Source organism: Flavipsychrobacter stenotrophus (assembly GCF_002954265.1).
In the GTDB taxonomy this organism is placed as follows: Bacteria; Bacteroidota; Bacteroidia; order Chitinophagales; family Chitinophagaceae; genus Flavipsychrobacter; species Flavipsychrobacter stenotrophus.
The window spans coordinates 953963-970719 of the sequence record NZ_PPSL01000002.1 but is presented as its reverse complement, the minus strand read 5'-3'; the positions used below and the strand labels follow the sequence as shown (position 1 = coordinate 970719).

Annotated in this window: 11 protein-coding genes; 8 read left to right on the top strand and 3 right to left on the bottom strand. The window is 44.9% G+C overall.

Going from position 1 to position 16757, the window contains the following annotated elements:
• Positions 1-10 precede the first annotated feature (10 nt).
• From CJD36_RS09430 to CJD36_RS09420, 3 genes are all read left to right on the top strand, one after another.
• Positions 11-409: a BlaI/MecI/CopY family transcriptional regulator gene (locus tag CJD36_RS09430; protein ID WP_105038879.1), complete on the top strand. Its 399-nt coding sequence runs from the start codon at positions 11-13 to the stop codon at positions 407-409.
• Positions 410-427: 18 nt separating this feature from the next.
• Entirely contained in the window at positions 428-1762 is a 1335-nt protein-coding gene (locus tag CJD36_RS09425) for a M56 family metallopeptidase (protein WP_105038878.1), read from the top strand.
• A 125-nt stretch (positions 1763-1887) separates the two neighbouring features.
• Positions 1888-4335 carry a TonB dependent receptor gene (locus CJD36_RS09420; RefSeq protein WP_105038877.1) on the top strand — a complete coding sequence of 816 codons (2448 nt, stop codon included), beginning with the start codon at positions 1888-1890 and terminating at the stop codon, positions 4333-4335.
• Positions 4336-4394: 59 nt separating this feature from the next.
• On the opposite strand, the gene CJD36_RS09415 is transcribed toward CJD36_RS09420, so the two are convergent.
• The gene (locus CJD36_RS09415) at positions 4395-5498 is read right to left on the bottom strand and encodes a slipin family protein (protein ID WP_105038876.1); all 1104 of its coding nucleotides are present in this window, start codon (positions 5496-5498) and stop codon (positions 4395-4397) included.
• Positions 5499-5921: 423 nt separating this feature from the next.
• Between CJD36_RS09415 and CJD36_RS23225 the strand changes: the two genes are divergently transcribed.
• From CJD36_RS23225 to CJD36_RS09400, 4 genes are all read left to right on the top strand, one after another.
• Complete coding sequence (locus CJD36_RS23225) at positions 5922-6080, top strand: hypothetical protein (RefSeq protein ID WP_161499259.1); 159 nt, start codon at positions 5922-5924, stop codon at positions 6078-6080.
• 208 nt (positions 6081-6288) lie between these two features.
• Positions 6289-7338, top strand: a complete 1050-nt coding sequence (locus tag CJD36_RS09410; RefSeq protein WP_105038875.1) for a helix-turn-helix transcriptional regulator — start codon at positions 6289-6291, stop codon at positions 7336-7338.
• A gap of 27 nt (positions 7339-7365) precedes the next feature.
• Complete coding sequence (locus CJD36_RS09405) at positions 7366-7950, top strand: pentapeptide repeat-containing protein (RefSeq protein WP_105038874.1); 585 nt, start codon at positions 7366-7368, stop codon at positions 7948-7950.
• 37 nt (positions 7951-7987) lie between these two features.
• The gene (locus CJD36_RS09400; protein ID WP_105039056.1) at positions 7988-8647 is read left to right on the top strand and encodes a metal-dependent transcriptional regulator; all 660 of its coding nucleotides are present in this window, start codon (positions 7988-7990) and stop codon (positions 8645-8647) included.
• 327 nt (positions 8648-8974) lie between these two features.
• On the opposite strand, the gene CJD36_RS09395 is transcribed toward CJD36_RS09400, so the two are convergent.
• Positions 8975-12124, bottom strand: coding sequence for an ATP-dependent helicase (locus tag CJD36_RS09395; protein WP_105038873.1), 3150 nt, complete (start codon positions 12122-12124; stop codon positions 8975-8977).
• A 1022-nt stretch (positions 12125-13146) separates the two neighbouring features.
• Here CJD36_RS09395 and CJD36_RS09390 point away from each other — a divergent pair.
• Positions 13147-16152 (top strand): glycoside hydrolase family 3 N-terminal domain-containing protein, encoded by a 3006-nt coding sequence (locus CJD36_RS09390; protein ID WP_105038872.1) that lies wholly within the window; start codon positions 13147-13149, stop codon positions 16150-16152.
• Positions 16153-16373: 221 nt separating this feature from the next.
• Here the strand turns inward: CJD36_RS09390 and CJD36_RS09385 are convergent, their stop codons facing one another.
• The gene (locus CJD36_RS09385; RefSeq protein WP_105038871.1) at positions 16374-16721 is read right to left on the bottom strand and encodes a hypothetical protein; all 348 of its coding nucleotides are present in this window, start codon (positions 16719-16721) and stop codon (positions 16374-16376) included.
• Positions 16722-16757: the final 36 nt, after the last annotated feature.

Here is a 16757-nt window from a genome sequence, read left to right as displayed (position 1 = left end):
CCTTTAATTTATGAAAGGCAAGCAAGAAGATATGAACGTACCCGAACCTACAAAAGCAGAGCTGGAAATACTGCAGGTGCTGTGGGAATATGGCCCGTCAACCGTTCGCCTGGTAAATGATAAGCTGAACGAACAAAGGGAAGTAAACTATACATCTACACTGAAGCAAATGCAGATAATGGCAGAGAAAGGCATACTGAAGCGCGATGAAAGCCAGATGAAGCATATATACATACCCGTAGAGGCGGAACAAAAAACAAAGGGTCACCTGCTAACGAAGTTTGTAGACACACTGTACAAAGGATCGGCATCCAGCCTGGTGATGCAGTTACTGGGTAACAAGCAGGCATCTAAAGAAGAGATAAAGGAAATAAGGGAAATGCTGAATAAACTGGACAAGAGTAAATAACCTTCAAAATTGCACACCATGGCAACCATTATTTTTACTTCGTTATTGCAATCACTTTGGCTAGGTCTGCTGTTAGCTGCTACAACCGCTATGGTGCTTCTTGTCACAAGAAACAGCAAACCGCAATTCAGGTATATTTTGCTAACTGCATGTTTATTTCTGTTTGCAGTAGTTATGGCCATAGTCATACTTGCAGGCGTAAGCCATCTACTCACTGCCGGTGCGCAATGTGTAGCCGAAAGTGGCACGCCGGTACCAGCGGCTAACCCTTTATCACATACCATGCTTTTTTCACTCACAGGCATTCCATTTGTAACTGCCCTTATTCAATATGCGTCATACATAGCGTGGATATGGTTAGCCATAGTTATTGCTAAGACATTGCAGATGACCGCCGGGCTTTACAGACTCACCTATATGCGGAGGAAAGAGGTGTTCGTGGCAGGTAAATGGTGGGAGGAAAAGGTTGTAGCGCTATCGGGTCAATTAGGTATAGACAGGAAGGTGAATATACTGCAATCGGGGCTGGCTAATGCGCCTATGGTCATTGGCTATCTGAAGCCTTTGATACTGTTGCCTGTAGGGCTTATCAATCATCTGCCAGCAGCTGAAGTAGAAGCGATCATCTGCCATGAACTGGCGCATATAAGGCGTAAGGACTACCTCGTTAACCTGTTTCAGACAGTAATGGAGGTACTCTTTTTCTTTAACCCTGCGGTATTATGGCTCAACCAGCTTATACGTAAAGAAAGAGAAAACTGCTGTGATGATATAGCCATGGCTGCCAACGTAAGCATTCAAGACTATTTAAGCGCGTTAGTAGCGTGCCGTGAATACCAGTTGGGCGTATATAATAGTTGCGCCCTGGCATTTGCGGGAAATAAGAATGACCTTACACAACGTGTAAAAAGACTGATAGGCCAAAACAAAAAGAACACTGCGGGAAGACTATTCCTGGCATTGCTGGCCATTGCAACACTAGCCCTCGCACTGGCTTTTTCCTTACCTGATGGCCTTGGGAAACACACTACCCGCATAAGGATCGAGACCCCTGAAATGAAGAAGGAAATTGAAACTATAGATATGCCGGTAGCCGCAGATAATAGCAAATGCAGTAATGAGGCAGAACCTATAGCACATGCTAACGACCAAACAGCATTGGAAGTAGCACCGGTAGCCTTGGCAGTTCCGGCAACTGAAAAAGAAGCATTTTCTGAAGCGGACGGCGATAAGATGAATGAGGAGTTAAGGACCGACAGAATTATATCTAGTACAGTGAATACGTCGTACGAATTAGATGAACATAAACTGGTAGTGAACAGCATAACACAGCCAATTGCAATACACAAATAATATTTCAACAAATACCTGAAATACAACGGTCGTGCCGTATGCTACCACGCCACATCTAAAGTTACCGGCAGCAACATTAACACCCGCACAAATAATTAAAGAACCCACCACCATAAACATATTGTATGCTTAAAAAATTACTGGTCATACTGACCATCTGCTGTTGCTTTGCCATTACTTACGCCAGTGCAGAGAACTATTCAATATCGGGTAAGGTGCAGGATAGTGCAGGGCATCCTGTTGATATGGCTATAGTTGTGCTGCATATGCTACCCGACTCTGCAGTTGTAAAAGGCACATACACCGACTCTGTGGGAAACTTTATTCTTGACCAGCTGAGTAATGGCCGCTATTACGTTTCAATATCAGCACAGGGATATAGGCCATGGCAGAATGAATTGATTACTCTAAGCAATGAATCGCCCAACAAAAAAGTACCGCTTATAAAACTCTCTCTTTTACCTACCGGATTAAAAGAAGTAGAAGTAACTGCCAGGAAATCGCTTGTAGTACAAAAGGCGGATAGAACCGTTGTTAATGTTGATGCGATGCTATCGGCCGCCAGCAGTAGCGCACTGGACGCGCTTGAGCGTTGCCCCGGCGTGCAGGTAAACCAGGATGGTGATATACGCCTGAGAGGCAAGCAAGGCGTTACTGTGTTCGTGAACGATAAGCCTACCTATCTGTCGGGCACAGAACTGGCTAACTACCTTAAAACACTACCGGCATCAGCCATCGACCAGATAGAGCTGATGACCAACCCTCCTGCTAACTATGATGCGGCCGGTAATGGAGGCATCATCAACATCAAAATAAAAAGAAAAGGAGTTAAGGGCTTTAATGGGGGTATCAATGCAAGCCTTAATCAGGGCCATCTCACGCGATATAACAATAACCTTAATCTTAACTACCGGAACAATAAAGTAAGCGCGTTTCTCAATGCCGGATTTAATACCGGAGAAAACTATACCGACCTTGACCTGAACAGAACATACCTGGATGGCGGCAACAACCCCATGTCTTACTTCAACCAGAAAAGCTATTTCTGGCGCCACAATGATGGCGGATCTATAAATGCAGGGGCCGACTATAGCCTGACTGATAAAACGATAATAGGCGTTACTATGAATGGAATGGCCGCAAAGTGGAAGAGTATAAATGATAACAACAGCTACCTGCTCGATCTTGGCCGCCAGCCCGACTCTACCATTATTTCACAGAATAATGACTACGGCAAGTCAAACAACCTGGGCATTAATCTGAACTACAAAACCCAGTTCAACAAAAGCGGACATGAGATCACCGCTGATGCAGATTATCTGGTCTATAATACTAACAGGGATCAGGCATTCTATAACACAGGGTATAGTGCAAATGGAGTAGAAAGATCTAAAGACTTGCTAACAGGACAACTGCCCAACAGGATAAACATCTATGCACTGAAAACAGACTATGCCTTGCCACTGGCCCATCAATGGAAATTCTCATCGGGTTTAAAAACGAGCTATACCGCTACAGACAATAAGGCGGAGTATAATAACACTATCAACAACATCACCAGTCCCGATTACAATAAGAGCAACCAGTTTATCTACAAAGAAAATATCAACGCGGCCTACATCAACATGAGCCATGAAGCGGGCAAACTATCTATGCAGGCAGGATTGCGGTTTGAAAATACTACTACAGATGGCCACCAGCTGGGCAATCCCCAGAAGCCCGACTCTGCATTTACCCGTAACTACAACAGCCTGTTTCCTACTGTCTATTTTTCGTACAAATTCGACACCTTATCCAACAACCAGCTGGGCATTAATTATGGCCGCCGAATCAACAGACCTTACTACGAAGACCTGAACCCTTTTATCAACCCTATGGATAAGTTTACTTACTATGTGGGCAACCCGTTTCTTAAGCCATCATTCAATCACAACATAGCACTATCGCACACTTACAAAAATAAGATAACCACGTCCCTGTCATACAGCACTACAGTAGATGATGTAAATGAAACAATTGAAATAGTAAACGGCATCTACTACAGCCGCTCGGGTAATATAGGCACCAAGACATTTATTACCTTATCTGTAGATGGCGACTTCGACCCGACTAAATGGCTTAACCTGCATGTGTACTCAGAGGTGAGTAACCTTCAGTCGAAAAGCAACTTCTACAATGGCACATTAAGCACCGGCGGCAACTATTGGTTTATAGCCGGTAGTATACGCGTAAAACCCGCCAAGGGCTGGGAGGGAGAGATTTACGGCAACTACCGCAGTAGCATAAACGATGCACAGTTTATTATGCAAAGAATTGGTGTGATCAATCTGGTTGTCAGGAAAAAAATATCAGACGCATTTTCTATTAGGGTAGGCATTAATGATATCCTCCGCTCACAAGTAAATTACGGAAAAATAGGCAATCTCACACAAGCCACCGCCAACTGGATCAACAGATCAGACTCGCGCAACGGCACTATAGCACTCAGTTACAAATTTGGTAAAGCATTCAACAACACCGCGCGCCACAATGAGACCGGGGCTGATGCGGAGAAAAATCGTGTAAAAGGATAAACCCTATCCTCAATAACAGGTGGCCGGCAGCACATGTGCCGGCCATTCTGTTTATCTGCTTATTTGTTTTTGGCAGGAATGAAGATCTGCTTCAGCTGCCCCACAATATCACCACTACCGCTTACAGAAATATTACTGATCTTATCGGCGATCTTCTCCACATACTCCATCTCCTTCAGCTTATACAGCATCTCGTTTTCTTCCATCAGCTTAGCGGTATTCAGCAAGCTCCTGGTGCTGCTGGTCTCCTCTCTTCTCATGATCACATTGGCCTGCGCCTTCTTCTCGGCGATCAATACCTGGTTCATGATATCCTTTACATCTCCGGGCAGGATAATGTCCCTGATACCGCATCCGTTTACCGTAACACCTAGCTGCAGCGCATTGGCAGCAACGGTTTCCATAACAACAGCCGAGATCGATTCTTTCTTGTCCAGCAATTCATCAAGGGTATAGATAGCAGTGTTCGATCTCAATGCCAGCTGCATCAACATGTACAATTGCTTCTCGTACTCCTTGCTTTTCGCCGCGGCAAAAATATCGTTCACTACATACTGAAAGGCGAAGTTGATCCTGATATTGGCTTTGTCTTTTGTCAGGATCTCCTGGCCGCTCATCTCCACCTGCTGCTGCCTGGTGTCTACCTTATATACAGTAAGCACAGCAGCATTCTTCCAGAAGTAGTAGATGCCCGAAGGCAACTCTTTGTTATAAACACCATCTACATACAGCAATCCCTTCTCATAAGACTCTACCGCATAATATCTTACATACCCGGTCAGTTCAAGCCTTGCTACCAGTGATCTGTCGATGTCCTCACCGATCTCAAAATTAAGGGTGCTGGTGGTGACTACATTATAGTTCAGCACACCCTTCCACCAGGCATATCTGCCGGGCTGCAATACCTGCTTGAACAATCCGTTCTCATACAGAAAGCCCAATTCATTGGTTTTAATATCGGCAATGTACAGCGCCTCTGCCAGTGCTTCATCAGCCAACAATACATTCAATGAATCTATTGCCACAAAAGGCTTTGACATATCATACAGCACTACTTCGTCAGCAGGCAAAAACCAATAGGTGCCTTCGTCGATCATTTTAATAAATCTTCCGTTTTTGAAGATCAATGCCTTATAATAGGCGGGTACTTTAGCAAACATCATAAAATATCTTTTTAGTGTGGTTATTTAATCATTTAAAAAACGGAGGAGCCGTTGCCGCCTTGCACCTGCGGTATTCGGATGGGGCTTGAGCCATATATGCTTCAAAGAGTTAAGACTGGTGTAACAAAGGATAAGCTGTTGTTGCTAGCCGCCCGTAAGCCTTTGAATTACTATATTGCGGTATCTGCCTTTTCGGGAATGCTGCAGGTTATCAGTCAATGTTGACCAATGCGCCCGGAATGCACGTACTCCTCCCCGGATGGCAAGTTTTAGAAGCTGCCGGCTTCGGTGGCTTGTCAGGGCCACGGGGTTCAGACCTTGATCTGATTGGAGACTAGTGGCGTGTAAGGCCATATTTGTTACTCTAACCAACTGAGCTACACTGCGGCAAAGCAGAGAGAGGAATCGAACCTCTGCACACAAATGATGACAACAGGTGTATATGCAGGCAGTATATATGCAACCAGCGGCGGCACATACTATGGGGCTATACAGAAACCCTCACCATGGCACAACCATATATCCTTATTATCCTTCCCGTCCCGGGAAGCTCTTAACGGAGTGGATGATACACTGCAGTAAATCTTTTATAGTGGCAGGAACAAGGTATGACAAGACGCTTCTGTTGATCTTGTTTTCCGCTCACCCTTGTTCCTGCGTGTAGTTGCTGATGTTGTAATTGCTGTTTCATTTTTTGCGTTGTCGTTATTGACAATACAAAAGTGAAACACTAGTGCGCAGCCTTCTTGCGCAGTAAAATTTATTTTCTATTTTTATAAAAATATTTTTCATGCCGCCTAACAGGAACGCCCTTATCCGCTATAAGACCATAGACAAATGCCTGAAAAACAGGCTAAGAAAATGGACATTGGAATCTATAATGGACAGCGTATCAGAAGCGCTCTATGAATACGAAGGCACAGGCAAGGATATAAGCAGGCGCACCATACAGGCGGATATACAAATGATGCGCAGCGATATGCTGGGCTACAACGCACCCATCATTGTGGTAGATCGTAAATACTATACCTATGAAGATCCTGAGTACAGCATCACCAACATACCTATAAGCGATCATGATCTTACCCAGATGAATGAAGCAGTAGATATCCTCAAACAGTTCAAAGGGTTCTCTCACTTCAGCAGCCTTAATGATGTGGTACAGAAGCTGGAAAATCACGTATATGTGGCAAAGAATAAGACCCGCTCTGTAATAGAGTTTGAAAAGAACGACAGGCTGAAAGGACTGGAATATCTGGAAACTATCTATACGGCTATCATTAATAGTAAAGCTATGTCGCTTACTTACCAGTCTTTTAAAGCCCGCGAAGCAAGCACTTTTGTTTTTCATGCGTGGTGGCTGAAGGAGTTTAAGAACAGGTGGTTTGCTGTGGGGGTTAAAGAAAAAGAAGGCGCTCTTCTTAACCTTGCTTTGGACAGAATATTGGAATTGAAAATAGTTGATAAACCATATTATATAGAAAATGACAAGGTACAGCACGATGAGTTTTATAAAAATGTCATTGGCGTTACTGTAAACGGGAAACACCGTCCCTCCAATATCAAGATATTCATCAATGCCAAAACGGCTCCCTATGTCGAGACCAAGCCATTCCATCATTCTCAGGAAGTAGTAGATAGAAGGGATGATGGCATAGTTATCAACCTGAAACTAATTCCCAACTTTGAGTTGGAAAAAGAGCTGCTAGGTCATGGGGAAGACATTATGGTGCTTTCGCCACCCGCACTTTGCAAACGCATAAATGGCCGCCTCCATGCGGCTGTAGCCAACTACCGCAAACGCGAAGGTGTTTCAGACCAAACAGACAACAATATTTAGCACCATTTTTAGGTACATTGCACTGCCATGCAAGACAATAACGAGGCAATAGTACATACAGGTAAAAGATTTGAAGAGGTTATCTATGAGGATAAGCATGTAGTTGCAAGAAACTTCACCCGTTGCACATTTTATAAGAGCAACCTTAAAGGCTGCGTATTTGAGGATTGTAGTTTTATAGATTGTATTTTCGAAAGCTGCGATCTCTCGCTCATCAAGCTGAAACATACATCTATCAATGGCGTTAAGATCATAGACAGCAAAGCAATAGGTATAGTATGGTACGATGCCGGCACTCCTTTTTCTGTGGGCTTTACCAATAGCCGCATTAGCTATTGCAGCTTCTTCGGCAAGACCATGAAGAAGGCGCACTTCATCAACTGCATGGCCAATGAGGTTGATTTTAGCGAGTGTGATCTCACCCAGTCCGACTTCCGGGGCACAGATCTGTCGGGCGCCACATTTGCCAACACCGACCTTACAAAGGCCAGTTTTGCAGGCGCACGTAATTACCTGATAGATACAAAGACCAATAAAATAAAGAAGGCCAAATTCAGCCTGCCCGAAGCATTGTCATTATTATACGGATTGGACATTATTATTGAAGAGTAATAAATAGACAATTATTTATCTTTACCACATGTCAGGCATGCAAACACTCTCCGAAGAAAACTATCTTAAGGCTATCTACAACATAGGGCACACCAGCACTACCGAAAAGATAAGCCTTACTGCCATGGCAGAAGCACTGGGCAATAACCCTGCTTCGGTTATAGATATGGTGAGGAAACTGGCAGACAAGAAGCTGATATCATACGACAAAACCAGGGGTGTAAAATTTACGGAGAAGGGCCGCAAGGCCGCCTTGCTCATTGTGCGCAAGCACAGACTATGGGAAGTATTCCTACAGGAAAAACTGGGCTATACCTGGGATGAGATACATGATATTGCTGAGCAGCTAGAACACATTCAACATCCTGAACTGGCTGACAGACTGGATAAATATCTGGGCTTCCCGCAATTCGATCCGCATGGCGACCCGATACCTAAATCTAATGGAGAAGTTCCCGTAACATCTACTACAACCCTGGAAGAAGTAGAACCAGGAAAAAAATGCACTGTAGTGGGCGTGAAAGATACCACTACGCCCTTTCTGCAATATCTGAAGCAACTGGAAGTGGGAATAGGCACCAAGATAACTACTGTAGAGAAAATAGCCTACGACGGATCTTTGGTGATAAAAATTGGCTCGGGAACAAACACCACTGTGTCCAAAAAGTTTACAGAAAACATTCTTGTTACAAAGTAAGCGATATCAGAAGAAGATAATTTTTATGGAAGCCATGATAACCATAAAAAGTACAAAAAACGACAATGCATAACTAAATATATCCGGGTTGCGTAACTGCCGTAAATGATGCATGATCTTCATACTACAAATATAAGTAGCATGCATCTACTAAGCTAAAAAAAGTGCTGATTGTTAACTGTTTACGAGTTTTTTCTACAAAATTTACCCAAGGCACATACCGGAAATATAGAAATTAAATGCCCCTGAATTAATAATAATTATACAGTAACAAGATGTTGAATATGAATCGTTTTTGACGCGTAATATTACCCAATAGTTAATACTTTACACATCATCTATCTCTATCAGTTCATCTTCCTTAGGCCTTACCAGTTTATATGTTCTGGCAAAATTGCACCAATGGCAGTCTTCTTTTCCACAGCCTTTGTCAAATTCATGATTCATTACACGGGCGTAAGTATCTTTTAATTGCTGTCTTACTATCTGCTCATCCTGCGGAAAAACAGGTACTGTTATCTGCTTATACTCGCCGGTCTTGGTGCTTTTCTGTATGTAGTCAAACTTGCCCAGTGCTACCTGCCACCTTCTGTCTTCATAGTTTTCGAGTAGTAGCTTATAGAATACCATCTGTCGCCAGTAATCACCTCCGTTGGGGTCTTTCTCATTCGGCGGTGCGGTGTTGGCGTTGCCAGATTTGTCCGGGTCGCCGGTCTTATAGTCTACCACGGTACATTTGTCACCGTCTATTTCTATCTTATCTATCTTGGCGGTTACAGGCACGCCATCTAATACGTAGCGGTTCACCTTATACTCTATCTCCACATTCTTATGCAGCGTGTTGATATAGTGATCGTAGTATTCCGACAAGAGCGTATTTCCCTGTTCCGTTCTCCTGTCAAACTGCACCGCGGTAAAGCTGGAAGCTTCAGTGTTCAGTGCATATTTAAACTGGTTGAGCAGTTCTTCCTTACTTGGGAATTCACCCTTTCTTACCTGCATGTCTTTATAGAATCTTTCCAATGCATTGTGCACCGCACTACCAAACGCCAGCGCATCATTTTTCTGGAACGGCACTTTCAGTATCAATTCATAATAAAATGCGAGTGGGCAACGCAGGTACTTCGATATAGAAGTGTAACTCATTGTCAGCTGCTGCAGTACACGTTCTATCCATTGCGCATTGGCCATCTTTATCACTACTTCCTCCACCGGTGCCATGGCCCACTTCAGGTGTTCCGCTATTTCACCTACAGGCACTGTTTGCCTTATGCGTTCTTCAGGCACACTTATCTCATCTACAAATACCGATGCTTCTATAGCTTTGCCTGCGTTGTCGTTGAGCGCGTAAGATATATACAGGTGTTTCTTTGCGCGGGTAAGGGCTACATAGAACAGCCTGCGGGCAACTTCGGTTTTATAAGTATTATCAGGATCTTCTTCGGTAGCTGTAATGGTATCGGGCATGTGATAGTTAGCACCACCGCCCTTCTTATTTTCCCAGAAGTTTTTGGTGCAGCCTACCAGGAATACATACTCAAACTCATTGCCCTTGGCACTATGAGCGGTATAGAATTTTACACCATTGTCATTCTGTATCACCCGCTGCACAGGCGCTTTGATGCCCTCATCATTCATGCGGTCTATCATCTGCCGCAGCTGTGCCGACTTCATCTTACTATCTCTAGACCATGCATCTTTAATAAACTGGAACAGCGCATAGAGCACCTGCATGTTCCAGATATGGTCTGCCTCCTTAAGCAGGTAGTTGACTATGCCGCTCTCGTATACGATCTTCTCTATCAGCAGAGGCAGGGGCAATGTCATCTGCTCACGTTCCCAGTTATCCAGGTTGTTGCTCAGCCTGCGTATGGCCTCTGTTGTCTGCAGGTCTATGGTTTCCAGCTGCAGGTGGTTAGAAATAAGCATGCGCCACTTTATGCCACCATTCTTGCGGTTAGCTTGTATATACAAGGCCAGCTGCGCAATGTCGGTAGGTGCTATCTCAAAATAGGGTGAGTGCATCAGTTCAAACAACACTTCCTCTCCGCTAAAGGTCTTTTTCTTTTCCTGTTGCAGGTAGTCCAGTATGTTCAGTATCTGCTCAGTCAGTGGCAACTCCAGCAGGTTCACTTCCCGCTTTACATTATAGGGTATGTTCTTGCGTTCCAGCAGGGCTATAATATTATCGGCCTGCTTGTGCTGGGCATACAATACTGCAACGTCCTGCAGCGCTATACCTTGCTGTTGCAGCCGTTCTATCTGCATCACCACATCCGCCTCTTCCTGTAGTATGTTGTTATACATCCTCACTTCAGGATGCACGATGTTGGGCTCATTCTTAAATCTGTCTGCCGCCGAAACAATATTCTTGTCCAACTGCAGGTCTGCAAGCTGATTGATGAGGCGTGCTTTATTGTTGCCAATAGTGGCCATTGCCCTGTCTATGATCTGCTGCGATGAACGGTAGTTCTCCGGCAACACCACTATCTTAATGGTGTCTTTGTACCTCAGGTAAAACTCTATGATGTTGCGTATCCTGGCCCCCTGAAACTCATAGATACTCTGGTCATCATCACCCACTACAAATATGTTCGGGTCTTCCCAGAAAGCGGTCAACTGGTTGATCAGCTCATTCTGAGCACCATTCGTATCCTGGAATTCATCCACAAGGGTAAACTGGAACCTTTCCTGGTAGCTCTGCAACATCCATGGATATTTCTTAAAGGCATCAAGCACCCACAGTATCATGTCGTTAAAGTCATACCTGCCGGCTTCCTTCATTCGGCTTTCATAAATGTCAAACAGGTGGGCAGCAGCACGGGTGGTCTCCATGCGCTTTATCTGCTCATCAATTTGTGATTGCTTCAGGTCGCCCTTCTTAAAATTGGCTCCATTCCTTTTGTAAATATATTCTTCTCTTGTTGGCAGACTCAGTAGGTACTCATCTATGGCTGCCGATATACCTTCTGCGGTAAGGTATTCCCGTTTCATAATATCAAACAGCTTACTCAGCTTGCCCGAATCATAATAGATATTACCACTCAGCTTCCTCAATGGGTGACCAGATGGCAGGTCTTCCAACATTTTATATAGCAGGTCGGTGCGCTCCAGGTCGGTCATCGGCTGCAGCGTCCGCATACTGAAGTATTCACTGTTGTTCTGAATGATATTATTGCAGAAAGCGTGGAATGTATAGATATTCACTTTATGAGCGGCCGCGCCAATTATCTGCACCAGCCTGCGGCGCATAGAATTAGTAGCTTCTTCGGTATAGGTAAGACACAATATCTCATGTGGCTGCACCTGCGCCTCACTGCGTATCAATGCCGCAATACGCATAGACAACACCTCGGTCTTTCCCGTTCCCGGACCCGCTATTACCATCACCGGGCCATAGATCTCATCTACTGCCTGCTTCTGGCGGCTATTCAACTTATTATATCTCTCTAAAAACAGGTCTTCATTAATGATCATTACCGCGCTATTATTCTGCGCTATGAAGGTAGGAATAACTCAGGAGCAATGTAAATAGCAGAATAATGGCGGCACAGCTAAAAATCGGGTCCTAAAATCTTAACATATCCACATTTTCAACACGCAAAATGCCCAAAAACATCCCCCATCAGCCCATACCGCCAAATCAAAAATTGTGGATATGTTCATTTGCACTTAACATCTCTCCTCCCGACCTTTGTGTGTTATTTTATACCTATTTTCACATGTCATCACACACTCCCCGGGAACGCCGGTCCGCACCGCCGTTGTTGGTCTTATGACCAACAACCATCCGGCCGGTCCTCTTTGAGACCAAACACCCAACCGCTCTCCGCTCTTTCGCTCCCCGCACTCAACTAGTCGGGCACAATCGGGCATACCCAAAAACCACAACCAAATGAAAACCAACGAACTACACCAATCCCATGCCCGATTAGAATTTCATCTCCATCGGGCATCCCACGAAAAACAAAACACGTAAGGGCTGAACATTTTCAGCCCGGCATAAACCCGGCACACGTAACGATTACATCGGGCATCCCTCAATCATGCTATCATGCGAATCATGGTTCAGACAACCTCCATCGGGCACGATCGGGCATAACCAAAAATCACAACCAAATGAAAACCAACCAACTACACCAATCCAATGCCCGATTAAAATTTCATTTTCATCGGGCATTCAAAAAAATAACAACGTAGGGGCTGAAGATCTTCAGCCCTGCATAAACCCGGCACACGTAACGATTACATCGGGCATCCTTCAATCATGCTATCATGCGAATCATGGTTCAGACAGCCCACATCGGGCACGATCGGGCATAACCAAAAATCACAACCAAATGAAAAACAATAAATTACGCCAAACCAATGCCCGATTAGAATTTCACCTCCGTTGGCACCTGCCGAAAATCCATTCAAAACTGAAAATCTGTGTAATCTGCGTAATCGTTTAAAAATCTGTGAACCATTTTCATCCGAATAGAATTATTTTTGTTTTTATGAATAGGTTAGGTCTCGCCATTATATGCTGCTTGCTGCTGGTAAGCAATATTGCATCAGCAAATCCTAAAAAGGAGAAAGACAACTACACAAGGGCGAAGAACCATTGGGTGGACAGTGTGTATAATGCACTGAACGAAGAAGAGAGGATAGGCCAATTATTTATGGTAGCGGCCTACTCCGGCGGCAAAAACCTGAATGAGGAAGCAATTACAAAATTGATAAAAGCCCATCAGATTGGTGGACTCATTTTCATGCAGGGCGGCCCTATACGCCAGGCTATGATGACCAACCGCTACCAGCACATGGCGCAGGTGCCGCTTCTCCTATCTATGGATGCGGAGTGGGGCCTAGGTATGAGGTTAGATAGCGTACGCAACTTTCCCCGACAGATGATGCTGGGCGCTACAAGAGATACCAGCCTGGTTTACAAAATGGGTGCTGCCATAGCTGCTCAGTGCAAGAGAATAGGTGTGCATATAGACTTCGCTCCTGACGTAGATGTAAACAATAACGCAGCCAATCCGGTTATCAATTCCCGTTCTTTTGGTGAGAACAAAAACTGGGTATCCTTGCTGGCCAAAGCATTTATGCGCGGCTTGCAGAAGTACGGTATCATTGCATGTGCCAAGCATTTTCCGGGTCATGGAGACACAAATACAGATTCCCACAAAGACCTCCCACTCATTCCTAAGTCACTTGCCCAGCTCGATACTTTAGAACTTTATCCTTTCCGCCAGTTGATAGCAGCAGGTGTAAAGAGTGTTATGGTAGGCCACCTGGAAGTGCCGTCCTTAGATACTGCTACTCACGTACCCACATCACTCTCTAAAAACACGGTCACAGGCCTGCTTAAAGATAAGATGGGTTTCAACGGATTGATATTCACTGATGCCCTGCGTATGGATGCTGTGGTAAAATACTTCCCTTCAGGCGAGGCCGACATGCGTGCCTTTGCTGCCGGTAACGATGTGTTGCTATTCTCCGGTGATGCACCCGCGGGTATTGCCCGCATAAAGCAGGCGCTCGATACAGGTGCCATACCAATGACGCAACTGGAAGCGAGCGTAAAGAAGATATTAGCTGCTAAATATGATGCCGGTCTTAACTCATTTAAGGATATAGATACTACCAACATTACCAACGATCTCAATGCCGCATTGGATGAAGTAAGAACACAGACTGCTCGTGAGGCTATTACGCTGGTAAAAGATGACAACCAGGTAATGAACAAGCTCAATGACAATATGAGCGTGGGTTATGTGGGTATCAATGCCACAACTACCACTCCTCTTTTCGAGGGAATAAAAGATAAATACACCGATGCAAAAGCCAATTGGTTGCCAAAGGGATCAACAACTGCCGACTATCAGAAAGTGCTCAATAGCATCAGCAGATATGACGCTACAATTGTGGCCATACACAACCTCAACTTTACACCTGCAGGCGCTTACGGACTGAGCGACGAGGCGCTTACTTTCATTCAGCAGGCAGCCTGCAAAGGCAATGTAATGGTGGTGTTGCTGGGTAACGCATATGCCATGCAATACTTCTGCGGTGCCCCATCGGTAATGGTCACTTATGAAGATGATAGCCTTACCGAACTGGTAATGGCCGACGTACTGACCAAGAAGATAAAAGCAAATGGACACCTGCCCGTTACTGCCTGTATCGATGGACGTAGCGTGTGCCCTGCACCGGTCATTAAGAAAGCTGAGCCTCTAAAGGAAGTACCTAAAGATCTAGTTAAGACACTCTACCCTGTTGATGCAGGTGTTGTTGATGCCACTGCGTTGGATAAACTGGATCTCTTTTTGCAACGCTGCATAATAGATGGCGCCTTCCCGGGCTGCAGGTTATTGGCAGCCCGTGATGGTAAGGTATTCTTCGATAAAGCGTTTGGCCACCTTATGTATGATAATCCGCAGATGGTAGATACCAATACGCTCTATGATATGGCGTCTTGCACCAAAATGCTGGCTACCAACATATCTATTATGAAGCTCTATGAGGATGGTAAGATAGACTTGGAAAAGACCCTGGGAGACTACCTGCCTATGACTCATGGCACAGACAAAGCAGGACTGAAAATTAAAGATGTGCTGCTGCACCAGGCCGGACTGAAAAGCTGGATTCCTTTCTACAAAGAGACACTCAATGAAAAGGGCAAGCCTAAGAAGGCATTGTACCGCAAAAAAATGTCGCCCGAATTCAATATACCCGTTGCTGAAAACCTTTGGTTGAGTAGCGATTATAAAGACAGTATCTGGAGCAAAATATTACGCAGCAGCCTCGACAATAAGGGTAAAAGCGTATATAGCGATCTCGACTTCCTCCTCCTTGCAAAGGTTGTAGAGCAGTTAACCGGTAAGACCATTGACAAATATGCTGATGAACAATTCTATAAGCCGTTGGGGTTGGCTTACACGCTTTACAATCCGCTATCTAAGTTCAACCTTACCCGCATAGCACCAACAGAAATGGATTTCAGCTTCCGTCAGGAATTGGTGCATGGCTATGTACACGATCCTTGCGCGGCCATGTTGGGCGGTGTTGCAGGCCACGCGGGTCTGTTCTCTACCGGTCACGATGCAGCGGTAATTATGCAGATGCTCCTCAACAAAGGCAGCTATGGCGGTAAGCACTATTTCAAACCCGAGACTGTTGCACTGTTCACTGCTTATAACAGCAGCCTTAACCATCGCGGACTGGGCTTCGACAAGCCAACACCTGAATTTGGAGAACCAGGCCCCACCGGCGACCGAGTAAGTGCACAGGCCTTTGGCCACCAGGGTTTTACCGGCACCTGCGTCTGGGCGGATCCTGCTACAGGTATAGTGTTCATATTCCTTAGCAATCGTGTTTACCCTACTGCCGACAATGCCAAGATCAACAAGCTCAATGTCCGCACCCTTGCACAAGACTACATCTATGAGTCTCTGGGCATCCCCGTAAACCATTCCCGCGAACAACTGTATAAAACCCAGACAGGAACTAAAAAATAATATAGAAACAGCCCTGAAAGGCAATGACATTGAGTTCAGGGGCATATTCCATGTCATCATGCCGAAGGTATCATATGTTTATAGCTCGTTCATACATTAACAGTGGCCGATGCCGAAGGTATCGTATGTCTCTATATCAGCCAACCCTTTTGGTACTCCCGAAACTAAAAATGCCCCTGCTTTCGCAAGGGCATTTCCTTCTATTGATAAATCAATAAATATTAATGCGCACCCGGACGTGGGTTTGGCTTAGGAGTTGTTGGTGCTGGTGGCGGCGGCGGTGGTGCCGGAGCTGTAGGCTTAGTTGTGTGTGTTGTAGTTTTTGTTGTAGTCTTTATCTTAGTTTCAGTTGCTGTCTTAGCCGCTTCCATAGAATCAGCCTGAGCCTTTGCCGCTGCTGCTATCTTAGCATCGTTTTCAGCCTTCATTGCAGCTTCTTTTTCTGCAACCTGTGCATTTACTGTTGAATCGATCTGTGCCTGAGATGGCTTGCTCTCTTCGGTCTTTTTCTCGCCGCAAGATGCGAACATGATCGCACTACCTGCTAAAAATAAAAATGTTTTCTTCATTTGTCTGTTTTTTTTATTGGTGCAAAATTATAGTTA